14 protein-coding genes are annotated in these 15852 nt (G+C 62.7%); 10 read left to right on the top strand and 4 right to left on the bottom strand.

What is annotated here, in order from left to right; translation table 11 throughout:
* Positions 1-78: 78 nt before the first annotated feature.
* Positions 79-756 (bottom strand): endonuclease/exonuclease/phosphatase family protein, encoded by a 678-nt coding sequence (locus MRY75_RS18905; protein ID WP_292309562.1) that lies wholly within the window; start codon positions 754-756, stop codon positions 79-81.
* A complete protein-coding gene (cls, locus tag MRY75_RS18900; protein WP_292309561.1) occupies positions 756-2159 on the bottom strand; it encodes a cardiolipin synthase in 1404 nt (467 codons plus the stop codon). Before cls ends, MRY75_RS18905 begins: the two co-directional genes overlap by 1 nt.
* Before the next feature lie 270 nt (positions 2160-2429).
* Here cls and MRY75_RS18895 point away from each other — a divergent pair, with 270 nt between their 5' ends.
* From MRY75_RS18895 to MRY75_RS18885, 3 genes are read left to right on the top strand one after another with little or no spacing between them, the layout of a single operon-like run.
* On the top strand, positions 2430-3608 hold the full coding sequence (locus tag MRY75_RS18895) for a formate dehydrogenase subunit gamma (protein WP_292309564.1): 1179 nt from the start codon (positions 2430-2432) through the stop codon (positions 3606-3608).
* A gap of 1 nt (position 3609) precedes the next feature.
* Positions 3610-4914, top strand: coding sequence for a c-type cytochrome (locus MRY75_RS18890; RefSeq protein ID WP_292309560.1), 1305 nt, complete (start codon positions 3610-3612; stop codon positions 4912-4914).
* Positions 4911-5042, top strand: a complete 132-nt coding sequence (locus MRY75_RS18885) for a hypothetical protein (protein WP_269845902.1) — start codon at positions 4911-4913, stop codon at positions 5040-5042. Before MRY75_RS18890 ends, MRY75_RS18885 begins: the two co-directional genes overlap by 4 nt.
* Positions 5043-5046: 4 nt before the next feature.
* Here MRY75_RS18885 and MRY75_RS18880 read toward each other — a convergent pair whose 3' ends face one another.
* Together MRY75_RS18880 and MRY75_RS18875 are read right to left on the bottom strand one after the other, a co-directional pair.
* On the bottom strand, positions 5047-5850 hold the full coding sequence (locus MRY75_RS18880) for an aspartate dehydrogenase (protein WP_292309559.1): 804 nt from the start codon (positions 5848-5850) through the stop codon (positions 5047-5049).
* Positions 5847-7061 (bottom strand): pyridoxal phosphate-dependent aminotransferase, encoded by a 1215-nt coding sequence (locus MRY75_RS18875; protein ID WP_292309558.1) that lies wholly within the window; start codon positions 7059-7061, stop codon positions 5847-5849. Before MRY75_RS18875 ends, MRY75_RS18880 begins: the two co-directional genes overlap by 4 nt.
* Before the next feature lie 111 nt (positions 7062-7172).
* Between MRY75_RS18875 and xylB the strand changes: the two genes are divergently transcribed.
* The 7 genes from xylB to MRY75_RS18840 all read left to right on the top strand — a co-directional run bounded on the left by xylB (position 7173) and on the right by MRY75_RS18840 (position 15598).
* Positions 7173-8609 carry a xylulokinase gene (gene xylB, locus MRY75_RS18870; RefSeq protein ID WP_292309557.1) on the top strand — a complete coding sequence of 479 codons (1437 nt, stop codon included), beginning with the start codon at positions 7173-7175 and terminating at the stop codon, positions 8607-8609.
* Between the two features lie 143 nt (positions 8610-8752).
* Entirely contained in the window at positions 8753-9784 is a 1032-nt protein-coding gene (locus tag MRY75_RS18865) for a LacI family DNA-binding transcriptional regulator (protein WP_292309556.1), read from the top strand.
* A 91-nt stretch (positions 9785-9875) separates the two neighbouring features.
* On the top strand, positions 9876-11180 hold the full coding sequence (locus MRY75_RS18860; RefSeq protein ID WP_292309555.1) for a sugar ABC transporter substrate-binding protein: 1305 nt from the start codon (positions 9876-9878) through the stop codon (positions 11178-11180).
* Between the two features lie 108 nt (positions 11181-11288).
* Complete coding sequence (locus MRY75_RS18855; RefSeq protein WP_292309554.1) at positions 11289-12167, top strand: carbohydrate ABC transporter permease; 879 nt, start codon at positions 11289-11291, stop codon at positions 12165-12167.
* A 10-nt stretch (positions 12168-12177) separates the two neighbouring features.
* Complete coding sequence (locus tag MRY75_RS18850) at positions 12178-13008, top strand: carbohydrate ABC transporter permease (RefSeq protein ID WP_292309553.1); 831 nt, start codon at positions 12178-12180, stop codon at positions 13006-13008.
* Between the two features lie 12 nt (positions 13009-13020).
* Positions 13021-14025, top strand: coding sequence for an ATP-binding cassette domain-containing protein (locus tag MRY75_RS18845; protein WP_292309552.1), 1005 nt, complete (start codon positions 13021-13023; stop codon positions 14023-14025).
* Positions 14026-14119: 94 nt separating this feature from the next.
* The gene (locus MRY75_RS18840) at positions 14120-15598 is read left to right on the top strand and encodes a mannitol dehydrogenase family protein (protein WP_292309563.1); all 1479 of its coding nucleotides are present in this window, start codon (positions 14120-14122) and stop codon (positions 15596-15598) included.
* The last annotated feature ends 254 nt before the right edge of the window (positions 15599-15852 follow it).

Genomic DNA, 15852 nt, shown 5'->3' with positions numbered 1-15852 from the left:
TCACACGCGCGTTCGAACGCGCGTTTTCACAGAGCCTGCGAAGGCTCTGACCCGCATTTTCGAACATGCGGCCGCAGCTCAAAGGTCGAGATCCACCCAGACGGGCAGATGATCGGACGCCCGGCGCGCCTCGCCCTCGGCAAAGACCCCTGCCCCGGCCACCTGCAGCCCGCGCCCCACGGCGAACCGATCCAGCGGGGCGACCGGGCGGGAGGCATGAAAGCTGCGGCCCGGGCTGACCACGTCGAAGACATGGTCCAGAATGTCAAATCCGATGCGCGGCGACCATTCGTTGAAATCCCCGGCGATCACGGTGCGGTCGGTCCGTGGGCCCAGTTCCTCAAGCAGATGCGCCAGCTGCAACTGGCGGCAGCCGCGCCGCAGCCCGAGATGCGTGCCCACGAGGGTCAGCCGCGCGCCGGGTCCTTCGAGATCGGCCAGCAGCGCGCCGCGCGGTTCGATCCCCGGCAGGCTGAGCCGTTCCGTCGTGCCGACCCGCCACCCGTCCCGCACCAGAAGCGCATTGCCATGCCAGCCGGAACTCGGCCCGTTGGTGACGTTGAGCACGCGCAGCCCCGTCATGTCGTAAAGCGATGCCTCGGGCAGCACCGCCGGCCGCGCGCCCAGCCGCTTGTCGGCTTCCTGCAGAGCCACGACATCGGCACCGAGATCGGCCAGCACCCGAATGATCCGCAGCGGATCGCGCCGCCAGTCGAGTCCCACCGCCTTGCGGATGTTGTAGCTGGCGATGCGCATCAGAGCACCGGCGCAAAGAGCCGTGCGACCCGCGCAAGGATACCGGTCACGATATTCCGGTCCGCCAGGTCGATGTCGACGCGGGTCGCATTGCCGAAATCGGTGGTCAGCATGTCCCCGACCGCCTCGGCGACAGAGGCCCCTTCGAAGAGAACCGTCAGTTCGAAATTCAGAAGTCCCGATCGAATGTCGAGATTGATCGATCCGACCGACGCGATGTCGTCATCCACCAGCGCGACTTTCTGATGGATAAACGCCGGATCATAGGTCCAGACCTCGCCACCGGCGGATCTGAGGTCATCGAAATAGGCCATCGTGGCAAAATAGGTGATGTAGTGATCGGCGCGTCCCGGCACCAGCACCTTCACATCGACCCCACGCAGGGCGGCAAAGCGCAACGCGGTCAGCACATCGCGGTCCGGGACGAAATAGGGTGTGGAGATCCACAGGCGCTGCCGCGCCGCATGGGCGAGCGCGATGAAATAGAGATTGCCGGCGGCGATATCCTCGGCGGGTGATGGGGCCAAGGCCACCGCGCGCAAGGGGCCGCACGGGTCCGGCGCGACCGAGGCGATGTCGCTCAGGTCTTCGCCGGTCGCCCACATCCAGTCCGACGAGAAATGCAGCGCGAGCTGCGCCACGACCGGTCCGGTCACGCGGGCAAAGGTGTCGCGCCACGGTCCGATCGACGGGTTCCGTCCCACATAGGTTTTCGACACGTTGAGCCCGCCCGTGTAGGCGGCCGCATTGTCGACCACCACGAGCTTGCGGTGATTTCGGTAGTTGAACTGGAACGGCCCCAAAAGGCGCTTCGGCCCTTGGGGTCGGGCCAGTCGCACGCCGGCCTGCTGGAGCTTTTGCTTGAACCGGCGCGGCAGGCCGAAAAAGGGCAATTCGTCATGCAGCAGCCAGACCGACACCCCTGCCTCGGCCCGGTCGATCAGGGCATCGCGCAGCGCACGGCCGATGTCGTCGTCCTTGATCGTGTAGAACTGCACGAAGAGCGTCCTGCGGGCGCTCCGGATTCCATCGAGCACGGCATCATAGGTCGCGTGGCCGTCGATCAGCAGCGACATGTCGTTGCCCTCGGTCACGGGCAGCCGCGCGATGCGGGCAAAGGTGTCGAGCCTCGAGGCCGAATGCGCGACGCTCTGGTCCGAGGCCATGTCGAACATGTCCTCATCCGACTTGCGGCGTTCCCGCTCGAAACTCTTGTAGTCGGCATGACCGAACACGAGGTAAAGCAGCGTGCCCAGCACCGGCACCAACAGGATCAGAAGGATCCAGCCGATGGCGCCCTGCGGGGTGCGCGAGGTGAGCACCGCGCGGTAGGACGCGACCAACGCAAGCGCAGCAAGAACGGCGGCAATGGCGGCATTTGTGACAGTGAGAAAATCAGCCATGCGGATGCTTGCTAAAGCCCTCAGAATTGTAGGAATGACTTGCTGCTGGCATCATCTTGAGTATCCTGACAAAGGTGTATGGCCCGTCCATATTTGAGGCGCCAGCATCGCCGAAAGACACGGTCAAACCTGACCCAAAAACACAGCATTTCGCAAGGCCGAGCGTTTCGGGACGCTCACAAGGGAGGACGCAGGGACATGCGTGACATTCGACACTTCATCCTTGGTTGCATCATGGCCGCGATGGCCGTCTTGGCCCTGGCGTCGTGGATGACCCCGGGCATGGCAAACGCACAAGAGGCGGGATCCGTTGCAGCAGAGACCGAAATCGACCGGTCGGCCACGGGCGGCGCGACCACACTCGAAGACATCATGCGGCGCCAGCAGGGCCTGGCCGTCGACAATTCCTACCGCGCCGAGAACATCGGAGATCCGACGGCGGCGGCGGGCATCACCGATCAGCTTGGCACGCTGGGCGGGGCGTCCGATCCGGACCTTTGGCGCGGCATGCGGTTCAACGCGGCGGACGTGACCACGCAGGCGCGAGGACCTGCGTCGGACGTGCTGATCCAGGATCGTGGCATGTGGTGGTTGCAGTTCCGCGAAGGCCCGCTTTTGACCTATGGCGGCTATCTGCTTTTGGGGACACTGGCGTTCCTCGCTCTGTTCTTTCTCGTGCGCGGTCGGGTCAAGATCGACGGTGAAAAGACAGGCCGCCGGATCGAACGGTTCAAGCATGTCGAACGTTTTGGACATTGGTTGCTGGCCGGATCGTTCATCCTGCTGGGCATCACCGGTCTGGTGTCGCTGATGGGACGCAAGTTCCTGATCCCGGTCATGGGGCATGAAAGCTATGCGCTGATCGCGGGCGTGGCGAAATGGGTGCACAACAACGTGTCCTGGGCCTTCATGCTGGCGCTGGTCATGGTCTTCGTGATGTGGGTCGTCCACAACTTCCCCGACAAGACCGACCTCAAGTGGCTGGCCAAGGGCGGCGGTCTTTTCGGCGGCGGGCATCCCCCGGCCAAGAAATTCAACGCGGGTCAAAAGCTGATCTTCTGGTCGGTGATCGTGCTGGGTGGGTCGATCTCGGTCTCGGGTCTGTCGCTGCTCTTCCCGTTCGAGCTGCCGTTGTTCGCCAAGACCTTTGCCATCCTGAACGGCACCGGCCTGCCGGACATGCTGGGCTTCGGCATGCTGCCGGAAACGCTCACCCCGCATGAAGAGATGCAGTACGCGCAGTTGTGGCACGCCATCGTCAGCTTCGTGCTGATGGCGATCATCCTCGCGCATATCTATATCGGCTCGATCGGCATGGAAGGCGCCTATGACGCAATGGGCACCGGCATGGTCGAGGAGCAGTGGGCGAAAGAGCACCACAGCCTCTGGGTCGAGGAAGTGAAGCAGCGGGACAACAAGGCACCCAGCGGTGCCACGCCCGCCGAGTAACATGCGCCGGGCGTTGGCCACATCTGCGGCCCTGATTTGGGCAACCTCCGGGGCCGCGGGCGATTTCTTTACCCTCCAAGGTCATGGCGGCCCCATCATGGGGATCGCCGTGTCCGAAACCGACCAAATCGCCACCGTGAGTTTCGACAACGCGGTTGGGCTTTGGTCGGACCAGACACCTGTGTGGTTCGACGGGCACGAGGCAGCGGTCAACGCCGTGCTCTTTGCACCGGATGGCCGGGTCTATTCGGCGGGTGACGATTTCACTTTGCGGGTCTGGGAGTCTGACGGGACTGCGGTCGCGGTTCGGGAGGGGCACAAGGGCAAGGTGGTTTCATTGGCCCTGTCGCCGGATGGCGCGCAATTAGCGTCGGCTTCGTGGGACGGCAGCATCGGGCTTTGGCCTGTGGATGGCAGCGCGCCGGCGTTCCTGACCGGACATAGCGGGCCGGTGAATGACGTGGCCTTCACCGACGATGGGACCGGCCTTTATTCCGCCTCCGCCGATGGCAGCATCCGGCTTTGGGATCTCACCACCAACAGCGAACGCCAGCGGTTGATCGAACACGGGTTCGGCGTAAACGAGCTCGAGCTGAACGAAGACGCGGGCTGGCTTGCCTATGGCGCGGTCGATGGCGGGACGCGGGCCATTGATCTTGCGACGGGAGCCACGCTGGCCGATCTGACGCTGGAGCGGCGACCGATCCTTTCGATGGCGACCAGCCCGGATGGGACGATGCTCGCCGTGGGGGATGGTGAAGGGTACATCATGGTCGTCGATACGCCCGAGTGGCGCATTGCCCGTGACTTTCGTGCCACGGAACGCGGGCCGGTCTGGGCGCTGGCGTTTTCCAATGACGGGACCAACATTCACGCGGGCGGCCTTGACCCGCGCATGTATTCATGGCCCATCGCCGCGATGGGAGAGGCCGATCCGATGGCCACGGGATCGCCGTCCTTCCTGCAGGCCGCCGACACGATGCCCAACGGCGAACGGCAGTTCATGCGCAAGTGTTCGATCTGTCACACTCTGACACCGGGCAGCGCGCGCCGCGCCGGGCCTAGCCTCTATGACCTATTCGGCAGACGCGCGGGCACGGTCGAGGATTACACTTATTCCGACGCGCTGAACGGGTCGGACATCATTTGGGACGAAGACACGATTGATGCCCTGTTCGACATCGGACCAGAGCATTACATACCCGGCACGAAGATGCCGATGCAGCGGATCACAGGGGCGCAGGACCGCGCCGATCTTGTGACCTATCTGCGGGAAACAACCGCACCTGAGGAGAGTTCGCAGTGAAAGCCATGCTACTTGGATTTGTCGCCATCGCCGTGATCGCCGTTGGCGCGGATTATACGCTGGATCAGATGGGATTCAGCGCCGCTGAACAGGGCGCCTCCCCTTCCAATGTGCGTCTGGGCGACTGACCCCCTACGTTCCAACCTGAAGCACCGACGTTTTCTGCCGCAGCATCGCGATCACGCTGAGGGCGGTGATCTTGCCGGTGGCCGGGTTTTCCTCGGTCGGGCGATTCTGGATCGTCATGGTGAAGTCTGACGAGTCCGACACCACGCGGACGGTGTGCTGGTTCTTTTCCAGCGACGGATCGGCCCAGACCTCCATCCGGGTCTTGTCGGTGCCGTAGCCTGCAAGGCTGACCGCGACGGCGACATTGACGTTGGCGGGGAACACCTTGGCCACATCGGTGACGGCACCGCCCAGAACCAGTTTCGGTTCCGTCAGGTTGCTGAGGTCGATGTTGTTGTCGATTACGTAGGGCGCTTTGGCGAGGCCCGGAACGGGCTTGCGGGTCTCGATCACAACCGATTTCAGATTGCCGACCGCAGCCCCCTTGATCGCGTCGAGGCCAAGGATCGCGCCCGAAGGGATGAGGATCCTGGCCCCGGTTTCGGCAGCACGGTCGAACAGCGCCTGCTGACCCATGAGTTGGCTGGCGGACAGGACGATCAGTTCCTTGCCCGCTTCGATGGTCGGCACAGCCAGATCCATGAACAACTGCGGCGGCAGGGTTTCGATGACGATGTCGCAATGCTCTGGCAGTTCGCTCAGGGAATAGACCGGGGCGGGTTTCGACAGGGTCGCATTGGCCTCGGCGGCGCGGTCCGCGTTGCGGGCGCTGATGCCGGCGAGTTCACAACCGGGAATGCCGCCGCGATCCAGTTCCTGTGCGACGTGCAGCCCGATGGCGCCCAGTCCTGCAATTCCGATCTTCATGCGCGATACCTTTCGACCATTTCGACAATTCTGTTTGCAGCGGCGACCGAGGCCGCGTGATCCTGCGAGAAGTTGAGCCGCACGCTGGAATGGGTGTGCGGCGCGAATTCCGATCCCGGTGTCACCGTGACCCCGGCCTGAAGGCGCAGGAGGCGGACGAAATCCTCGGGAGAGACCACCAGTTCGGGCAGTTCCGGGAAAAGGTAGCTGCCCGCCTGCGGGCAGGCGGTCGGGAAACCTGCGTCGCGGAAGATCTTGAGCAGGTCGTCGCGGATCGCCTCGTGCTGGGCGATGCGGGTCTCCATCCAGCCTTCGGGTTCGTGGAACCATGTCTTGAGCGCGGCTTGGGAATAGCCCGCCGCGCGCAGGGACACGATGGCCTGCAGTTTCTCCATCCGGTCGATCAGGGGTGCCGACCCGAACGCGACACCAAGGCGGAAGCCGCTGAGGGATTCGGTTTTCGACGGACCCATGATCGTGATCAGGTTCTCGGGTCGTTTGGCGCAGGCGCGCATGTGGGTGTAGCTTTCGCCGCTGTAGCGAAGGCGGGAATAGAGTTGGTCCACGATGACCGTGACTTTGTGCTCTGCCGCGAGGCGGGCGATTTCGGTGATCGCGTCTTCGGATGTGACAACGCCGGTCGGGTTGTTGGGGGTGGAGAAGACCAGCACCTCTGCCCCGGCTTTGAACGCCGCTTCCAACTGGCCAAGGTCGGGGCCGCGTTGCGCGGCGTCGTCGTGGTAGTGAAGTGCGACCGGCATGATTTCCCCGCCGAAGAAGGCAACGAGTTTGCGGTTGGCAAAGTAATCCGGCTCCATGATGGCAACTTTGGTGCCCCGATCCACCACCGCGCCAAGCGCGAGGAACAGCGCGCCTTGCGTGCCGGGAGTGATGATCAGCTCATCCACCGGATCGACCGGCGCGCCGGTGAAGGCGGCAAGGCTCGCGGCCACGTCTGCGCGGATCGCGGCGGCACCGCGATATTCGGTATAGGCCTGCGAGCCGCCCTCCTCGAACCCCGCTTCCCACGCGGCCCGTGCGCCGGGGATGGGTTCGAACGCGTCGACGTCACCGTGCGAGAAATCGACCGGAGTGCCGGGCAGGATGTCGCCGCGCATCACTGATTTCAGATCCTCCGCGTTCTGGCGGACCTCCTGCCCCGGCGCGTTGTCTGCGCCCAGCCGTGCGAATTTCGCGTCAAGACTGCTCATCTGTCCCTCCCTTGTGTCGCGACATATCTAGCCCGGCTTTTGGGGTTGCGCCAGTTCCACGCGGCCGGTCTCTGGCTTGCGTCGTTGTTAGCGCTGACGTAATGCTGCGACATGTTTCTGGGCATCGACATAGGTACATCCGCGGTCAAGGTGATCTGCACCGATGGCGTGGTCATTCACGGGTCGGCCACAGCCGATCTGACGCTGCAATCGCCGCATTCGGGCTGGTCGGAACAGGACCCGCACGCATGGTGGTCGGCTGTGCGTTCCGCCCTGGTCGACCTGAGCCGCAACGTGACATTGGCCGATGTGACGGCTGTGGGGCTTTCGGGGCAGATGCATGGGGCCGTCCTTCTGGATCGCCAGAGACAGGTCTTGCGCCCGGCGATCCTGTGGAATGACAGCCGGTCGACCGACGCCTGTGCCCGGCTGCAAACGAAACTGCCCGAGATCGGGACGATTGCGGGCGTGCTGCCCCTGCCCGGCTTTACCGCGCCCAAACTGATATGGGTTGCGCAGGAAGAGCCGGCTGTGCAGGCGCGGATTGCGCATCTCCTGCTGCCAAAGGATTATGTCGGGCTGTGCCTGCATGGCGAGCTTGCGACGGATCGGTCGGATGCGGCAGGGACGCTGTGGCTGGATCAGGCGGCGCGGGACTGGAGTCGCGCAGTTGCTGAGGCGAGCGAGACGCGGCCCGAGTGGCTGCCCCGTCTTGCGGACGGGCACGAGGTGGTTGGTCAGATCACAGCGTCGGCCGCGGCCCAGACCGGGCTGCCCGCAGGCATTCCCGTGGTGGCCGGAGGGGGCGATGCGGCAACGGGTGCGGTGTCTCTGGGCGCGACCGAGGCGGGGCGCGGATTCATTTCGCTTGGAACGTCGGGGCAGTTGTTCGTGGCGGGCGACGCCTATCATCCGAACCCGGCCAAATTCGTGCATGCCTTTGCGCATACAGTGCCGGACCGTTGGTATCAGATGGCCGCGATGCTGAATGGCGCGCGGCCCATCGCTTGGCTGGCCGGGCAGTTGGGGATTTCGGCAGGCGAGGTTGTGGCTCTCGCAGAAAGTGCAGATGCGGGGCGTGTGCCGATCTTTCTGCCGTATCTCACCGGGGAACGCAGTCCGCATGGTGACCCGCATATTCGCGCCGGGTTCTTCGGGCTGGAAGACAGCACGCCGCGCGCCGCCCTGTGCCGGGCCGTGATCGAGGCGGTGGCCTTTACCTTTGCCGATGCGGTGGACAGTTTCGGAGGCACTGTTGCTGACCTTCCGCATCTTGCTGCGATTGGCGGAGGCAGCAAGTCACCGTTCCTGTTGCAGATGATTGCCGATGTCACCGGGCAAAGGATCGGACGGACCGTTGGGTCCGACGCGGGCCCGGCGATGGGGGCGGCCCGGCTCGCCGCATGCGGTATCGGCGCGTTGAGCCTGACCGATCTTGGGCAGCAACCCGAGATTGCCGACTGGTTCGATCCCGCTCCATCGCCGGAGCTGGATCACCGGCTGCGGCGGTATCGGGCTTTGTATCAGGCGCTGAAAACGCTGGACTGATCGTTTCACAGGCAGTCTGTCGATGCCGCAGACCGGCGAGTGTCTGCGGCGAACAATCTTTACGTGAATTGTTGATCTTTTGCGCGCGATAAGAAATTGTCAAACTCGGAATATTTCGTCCGATGCGCATACAGGGTCTCGCCATGGCACAATCCGAAATCAGGAACATGGAAGAATTTGCCGCCATCAGCGGCATTTCCCGGCCCACGGTGTCGAAGTATTTTCACGATCCCAACAGCGTGCGGAAATCGACGCGGATGCGGATCGAGGCGGCGCTCGAGAAATACGATTACCGTCCGAACATCTATGCGATGAACCAGAACCGCAAGCTGACCAAGACGATCGGCATTGTCGTGCCCTACCTCGCGGACCCGTTCTTTGGCGAGATCGTGCGGATGATCGAAGGGCGTTGCATCGAAGCCGGGTTCACCCCATCGCTGTTCAGCGCGCATGGCGACCAGGCGCATGAAAATGACATTCTGGACAGTTTGCGGTCGATGAAGCCGGCCGGTGTCCTGTTTGCCCCGTTGGGGCGGCAATCGGACAAGTCGGCGATCGAGACCTTCTGCAAACACGTGCCCACCGTGCTTTTTGACAGCAATATCGATGGGATGGGCGAAGCCTTTGTTGGATCGGACAACCACAGCTTCGTGTCGCAGACGGTGGAGTATCTGAGCCGGACGGGCGAAAGCCCCTGTTTTTTCGAGATGAAGACGCCGGCCAACCCGAACGCCAACAAGCGCCGCATCGCCTATCTGTCAATGATGGAGCGGCTTGGGCTGGAACCGCATGTGATCAAGATCGACGGCACCGGTTGGGGATTTGAAGAGATCGGGCGTCAGGGCGGATTGAAGATCCTGGCCGAGAAGTCGCTGCCGACGAACACGGTGCTGTGCAGCAACGACCGTCTGGCCATCGGATTATTGGCTGCGTGCTACGAAAGCGGTGTGCGCGTCGGACGGGGCGCGGATTGCCAATTGCGAGTCGCATCGCATGACGATCATCCGTTTTCGCGGTTCACCTGCCCGTCCCTGACAACCGCCGCGCATGATTACAACGCCGTTTCCGACCATTCGGTAGAGACATTGTTTCGCTTGATCGAAAGCGGCGGACGCTTTGAAAACAGGACAGAAAGTCTGTTTCCGGCCCGTCTGATCATGCGGGAATCCGCGTAGCAAAATTTACGCGAGTAAAATTATGATTGACGCGAGTAAATGAATTAGTGTTGAGTTCCCTCAGGTAATCCAAAAACCAGGGAGGATTCGGATGCACCTGAGAAACGCACTTCGTGCGGCGACAGCGTTGTCGCTGACCATGGTCGGGGCCGCACAGGCAGAGACCATCACCATCGCAACCGTCAACAACGGCGACATGATCCGCATGCAGGGTTATACCGACGACTTCACGGCCAAGACCGGCCACGAGGTCGAGTGGGTGACGCTCGAGGAGAACGTGCTGCGCCAGCGTGTGACGACGGACATCACCACCAAGGGTGGCGCATTCGACATCATGACCATCGGCATGTACGAAACGCCGATCTGGGGCGCGAATGGCTGGCTGGTGCCGCTGGACGATCTGTCGGCCGAGTATGATGTCGATGACATCCTGCCCGCCATGCGCAACGGTCTGAGCCATGACGGCACCCTCTATGCTGCACCGTTCTACGGCGAAAGCTCTATGGTCATGTATCGCACCGACCTGATGGAGAAGGCCGGGCTCGAAATGCCGGAAGCGCCGACATGGGACTTCATCCGCGAAGCCGCGGCCGCGATGGACGATCCGGCGAACGACATCAACGGCATCTGCCTGCGGGGCAAGGCCGGCTGGGGTGAAGGCGGTGCCTTCATCACCGTGACGGGCAACTCCTTCGGTGCACGCTGGTTCGACGAGGACTGGAACGCCCAGTTCGATCAGCCGGAGTGGAAAGAGGCGCTGACCTTCTTCGTCAACTTGATGAACGACTACGGCCCCGAGGGCTATGCCACCAACGGCTTCAACGAAAATCTGTCGCTGTTCCAGCAGGGCAAGTGCGGCATGTGGATCGACGCGACCGTCGCGGCCTCGTTCGTGACCAACCCGAACGACTCGACCGTTGCGGACAGCGTTGGATTTGCTCTGGCTCCCGACAACGGCCTCGGCAAACGGTCCAACTGGCTGTGGGCCTGGGCTCTGGCGATCCCGGCAGGCACTCAGAAGGAAGCGGCGGCAAAAGAGTTCATCGAATGGGCCACCTCCAAAGAGTATATCGAGCTGGTTGCGGCCAACGAAGGCTGGGCCAACGTCCCGCCGGGTGCGCGGACGTCGCTGTACGAGACACCTGAATACCAGGAGGTCCCGTTTGCCAAGATGACGCTCGACTCGATCAACGCGGCCGACCCGACCAATCCGACCGTCGATCCGGTGCCGTATGTCGGCATCCAGTTCGTGGCGATCCCGGAATTCGCGGGCATCGCGACCGAAGTGAGCCAGGAGTTCTCGGCGGTCTATGCAGGCCAGCAGACCGTGGACGAGGCGCTTGAGAAGGCGCAGGCGATCACCAACGATGCCATGGAAGCCGCTGGCTACCGCTAAGGCACGTCATCGAAGGGCGGCGGTGCGCCGCCCTTCCCACATTTTCCGCCACTGATATCGTGATCCCGTTCAGGGCGGACCAAGTCCGTCGCCGCAGGAGATATGCCCATGGCCACCAAGGCATCCCGATCCGCAGCCCGAGTCATGATGGCCCCAGCCGTCGTCCTGCTTCTTGGCTGGATGCTCGTTCCGCTGACAATGACGCTTTACTTCTCGTTCAAGAAGTATCTGCCGATGCGCGGCGACAGCCTCGAAAACGGTCTCGATTGGGTCGGTTTCGAAAACTATACCCGGTTCATCTCGTCCAGTGCCTTCTGGCCCAGCGTGCAGACGACGCTGGTGATGGTGGGCGGCGTGCTGGCAATCACCGTCATACTTGGCATTCTGCTGGCGATCCTGCTGGATCAGCCCTTCTGGGGACAGGGGGTCGTGCGCATTCTTGTCATCGCGCCGTTCTTCGTGATGCCCACAGTATCGGCACTGGTCTGGAAGAACATGCTGATGGACCCGGTCAACGGCATCTTCGCCCATCTGTGGCGCTTTTTCGGAGCGGACCCCGTGTCCTGGCTGTCGGATGCGTCGCTGAGTTCAATAATCCTGATCGTGTCGTGGCAGTGGCTGCCCTTCGCGACGCTGATCCTGCTGACCGCGATCCAGTCGCTGGACAGCGAACAGCTCGAGGCGGCCGAGATGGACGGTGCGCCGCCCCTGTCGCGGTTCTGGCACATCATCTTGCCGCACCTGAGCCGCGCCATCACCATCGTGATCCTGATCCAGACCATTTTCCTTCTGTCGATCTTTGCCGAGATTTTCGTCACCACAGGCGGCGCCTTCGGCACACGGACCCTGACCTATCTCATCTTCCAGCGGGTCGTGGACAGCCAGAATATCGGCCTTGGATCGGCCGGCGGTGTCTACGCCATCATCCTCGCCAATATCGTTGCCATCTTCCTGATGCGCATCGTCGGCAAGAACCTCGACGCATAAGGGCAGACACATGGCACGCGCTGTAACACCCCAACGCAAGATCCTGACCACGCTTGTTGCCTGGATCATCGGCCTGCTGATCTTTTTCCCGATCTTCTGGACGATCCTGACCAGCTTCAAGACCGAGGCACAGGCGATCAACGATCCCCCCCTGTTCCTGTTCTTCGACTGGACGCTCGAGAATTACGCCGTGGTTCAGGAACGGTCCGACTACATGCGGTTCCTGTGGAACTCGGTCATCATCGCGGGCGGCTCGACCCTGCTCGGGGTCCTGATCGCGGTGCCCGCGGCCTGGTCAATGGCTTTCGTGCCCTCGCGCCGGACCAAGGACATCCTGCTCTGGATGCTCTCGACCAAGATGCTGCCGGCCGTGGGCGTGCTCTATCCGATTTCGCTCTTGTTTGTGGAGTTCAACCTGCTCGATACACGCATCGGTCTGATCGTCGTGCTCATGCTGATCAACCTGCCGATCATCGTCTGGATGCTCTACACCTATTTCCGCGAAATCCCCGGCGAAATCCTCGAAGCCGCACGTATGGACGGCGCCACGCTCAAGGAAGAAATCCTGTACGTGCTGACACCGATGGCCATCCCAGGCATCGCCTCGACCGTGCTGCTGAACATCATCCTTGCCTGGAACGAAGCGTTCTGGACACTGAACCTGACGGCGGCGCAGGCTGCCCCTCTCACGGCCTTCATCGCCAGCTATTCGAGCCCTGAAGGCCTGTTCTTTGCCAAGCTCAGCGCGGCATCGACCATGGCCATCGCGCCGATCCTCATCCTTGGCTGGTTCAGCCAGAAGCAACTTGTCCGCGGCCTCACGTTCGGCGCGGTGAAATAAGGGACCAGATCCATGGGACGCATTCAACTCAAATCCGTGACCAAGTCCTTCGGCGACGTGCAGGTGATCCCGCCGTTGGACCTGACCATCGAGGACGGTGAGTTCACCGTGTTCGTCGGCCCCTCGGGCTGTGGAAAGTCCACGCTTCTGCGGCTGATCGCGGGGCTCGAGGACATCACCACCGGGCATATCGAGATCGACGGCAAGGATGCCACCGACCTTGTCCCGGCAAAGCGCGGACTGGCCATGGTGTTTCAGTCCTACGCGCTTTACCCGCATATGTCTGTGCGCAAGAACATCGCCTTTCCGCTGAAGATGGCGAAGATGGACAAGGCCGAGATCGACCGGCGCATCGAAGCCGCCGCATCGGTCCTCAACCTGACGGACTATCTTGACCGCCGTCCCGGCCAGCTGTCGGGCGGTCAGCGCCAGCGCGTCGCGATCGGACGTGCCATCGTGCGCGAACCCGCTGCATTCCTCTTTGACGAGCCGCTGTCCAACCTCGACGCGGCGCTGCGGGTGGGCATGCGGCTTGAAATCTCGGAACTGCACAAACGTCTGGCGACGACGATGATCTACGTGACCCATGATCAGGTCGAGGCCATGACCATGGCCGACAAGATCGTGGTCCTGCAGGCCGGTGTGATCGAACAGGTGGGCAGCCCGCTCGAGCTCTATCAGCGGCCGCGCAACACCTTTGTTGCAGGCTTCATCGGTTCGCCGAAGATGAATCTGATCACCGGGGCCGAGGCGCAGAAACATGACGCAACCACCATCGGCATCCGCCCCGAGCATATCGAGATTTCCCAGACAGAGGGTGTGTGGAAGGGCAAGATTGGGGTGTCCGAGCACCTTGGGTCCGACACGTTCTTCCATATCCAGACGGATGTGTCCAAAGAGCCCCTGACCGTGCGCGCGGCCGGGGAAATGTCTCTGGGCTACGGCGCCGAGGTCTATCTCAGCCCGCGAACCGAGCACCTGCACCGCTTCGATGCGCAAGGGCTGCGCCTCGGATGAGGCGCACTCCCCTTCCTCATGCGTCGGCATATTCCGGCGCCGACCTCCTCTTCAGAGGACCTGTCCGATGACCAACAGACCGAACCCGAAACAGATGCCGATTGTCCCGCTCTCCAATGCGACGCTCCGCGACCTGCCCGAGGGCGTCAGCCGCCCGCGCTATGACCGTTCTGCTCTGACGCCGGGCATCGTGCATATCGGCCTTGGCAATTTCCACCGTGGCCACCAGGCGTGGTATCTGCATCGCCTGATGCAGGAGGGTCGGGCGCTGGATTGGGCAATCATCGGGGCCGGGGTCCGCCCTGGCGATGCGGTGATGCGCGACCGTCTTCTGGCGCAGGATTGCCTGACCACCCTGATCGAGCTTGATCCCGCGGGATTGTCCGCCGAAGTGATCGGTTCGATGATCGATTTTGTTCCCGTCGAAGAGGGACACGGCCCGCTCATCGCGGCGATGTCCGATCCCCGGATCCGCATTGTCTCGCTGACGGTGACGGAGGGCGGATACTATCTCGACGCGACGGGTCAGTTCGACCAGGCCCATCCCGACATTCAGCACGATATGGCCCATCCTGACCGGCCGCGCACTGCGTTCGGGGCCATGGTGGCCGCCCTTCGCGCGCGGCGGCAGGCGGGTCATCCACCTTTTACCGGGCAGTCCTGCGACAACCTGCAAGGCAACGGGGCCATTCTGCGCCAGACGATTGTCGGGCTTGCCCGTGGCAGCGATCCGGCGCTCGCGGACTGGATCGACGGTTCGGCCAGCTTCCCAAACTCCATGGTGGATTGCATCGTGCCCGCCACAGGCGATGCAGAGCGCGCCCGCGTGCGCAGCCTCGGCATCGACGATGCGGTGCCCGTCACCCATGAGAATTTCCGCCAATGGGTGATCGAGGATGACTTCTGCCAGGGCCGTCCGGAGTGGGATGCCGCGGGGGCCACTTTCACAGACGACGTCCACCGGTTCGAGGCGATGAAAATCCGCATGTTGAACGCGGGCCATCAGGTGCTGGCGAATGCGGGCGAGATCCTCGGGTTGCCGACCATCGCAAGCTGCATGGAGGACGTGCGGATCGCGGCTTTCTTCCGAAAGGTACAGATCGAGGAAATCACGCCGCATGTGGACGCGGTGCCCGGAATGACACCGATGGGCTATCTCGACCTCATCACTCGGCGCTTTTCCAATCCCGAGATCCACGACACCACGCGGCGTGTCGCCTTCGACGGCGCGTCGCGTCATCCGGGATTCATCCTGCCGATCCTGCGGGATGCCCTGCAGGCCGGCGCGCCGATCAGCGGACTGGCCCTGACCGAGGCGCTCTGGGCGCGCATGTGCAGCGGCATCCGCGAGGATGGCTCCACCATCGACCCAAACGACCCGCTTTGGGACGCTCTGAAAGCCTCGGCCGAAGCCGCGCGGCATGACCCGCAGGCGTGGCTCGCTCAGACACAGATTTACGGCGACCTCGGTCAGAACCCCCGTTTCGCCAACGCCTTCGCGGCGTGGATGTCCTGTATCTGGGCAGATGGCACCGCTGCCGCCTTGGAGCGATACACGGCTGAGGCAGGTTGAGACGCGCGCGCTCTGCGGGACCATCCCGCAGGGCGCCATGATCCTGGCACGCATGCGGGTAAGGACTGATGACGATCAGCGAATTGTCTTACGGAAATATGCTCTTGAGAGCGAAGACTGTTTGGACGGGAAGTTGATCGCGCACAGATGCGCCAAGATCGTCTTAGAGAGATACTCGATCTTTTTCCCTTGAGCTTACTAGGTTTGGCGGTGACCTACTCTCCCACGTCTTGAGACGCAGTACCATTGGCGCG

The organism is Marivita sp., from assembly GCF_022763305.1.
GTDB lineage: Bacteria > Pseudomonadota > Alphaproteobacteria > Rhodobacterales > Rhodobacteraceae > Marivita.
This window is presented reverse-complemented; position numbering and strand designations above follow the sequence as displayed.

Excerpts from the sequence above, each read along its gene's own strand:
- MRY75_RS18875 (WP_292309558.1), bottom strand. The coding sequence starts at position 7,061 with ATGAGCAGTCTTGACGCGAAATTCGCACGGCTGGGCGCAGACAACGCG.
- MRY75_RS18890 (WP_292309560.1), top strand. The coding sequence starts at position 3,610 with ATGCGCCGGGCGTTGGCCACATCTGCGGCCCTGATTTGGGCAACCTCC.
- MRY75_RS18845 (WP_292309552.1), top strand. The coding sequence starts at position 13,021 with ATGGGACGCATTCAACTCAAATCCGTGACCAAGTCCTTCGGCGACGTG.
- cls (WP_292309561.1), bottom strand. The coding sequence starts at position 2,159 with ATGGCTGATTTTCTCACTGTCACAAATGCCGCCATTGCCGCCGTTCTT.
- MRY75_RS18840 (WP_292309563.1), top strand. The coding sequence starts at position 14,120 with ATGCCGATTGTCCCGCTCTCCAATGCGACGCTCCGCGACCTGCCCGAG.
- MRY75_RS18905 (WP_292309562.1), bottom strand. The coding sequence starts at position 756 with ATGCGCATCGCCAGCTACAACATCCGCAAGGCGGTGGGACTCGACTGG.
- MRY75_RS18850 (WP_292309553.1), top strand. The coding sequence starts at position 12,178 with ATGGCACGCGCTGTAACACCCCAACGCAAGATCCTGACCACGCTTGTT.
- MRY75_RS18895 (WP_292309564.1), top strand. The coding sequence starts at position 2,430 with ATGACCCCGGGCATGGCAAACGCACAAGAGGCGGGATCCGTTGCAGCA.
- MRY75_RS18865 (WP_292309556.1), top strand. The coding sequence starts at position 8,753 with ATGGCACAATCCGAAATCAGGAACATGGAAGAATTTGCCGCCATCAGC.
- MRY75_RS18855 (WP_292309554.1), top strand. The coding sequence starts at position 11,289 with ATGGCCACCAAGGCATCCCGATCCGCAGCCCGAGTCATGATGGCCCCA.
- xylB (WP_292309557.1), top strand. The coding sequence starts at position 7,173 with ATGTTTCTGGGCATCGACATAGGTACATCCGCGGTCAAGGTGATCTGC.
- MRY75_RS18860 (WP_292309555.1), top strand. The coding sequence starts at position 9,876 with ATGCACCTGAGAAACGCACTTCGTGCGGCGACAGCGTTGTCGCTGACC.
- MRY75_RS18880 (WP_292309559.1), bottom strand. The coding sequence starts at position 5,850 with ATGAAGATCGGAATTGCAGGACTGGGCGCCATCGGGCTGCACGTCGCA.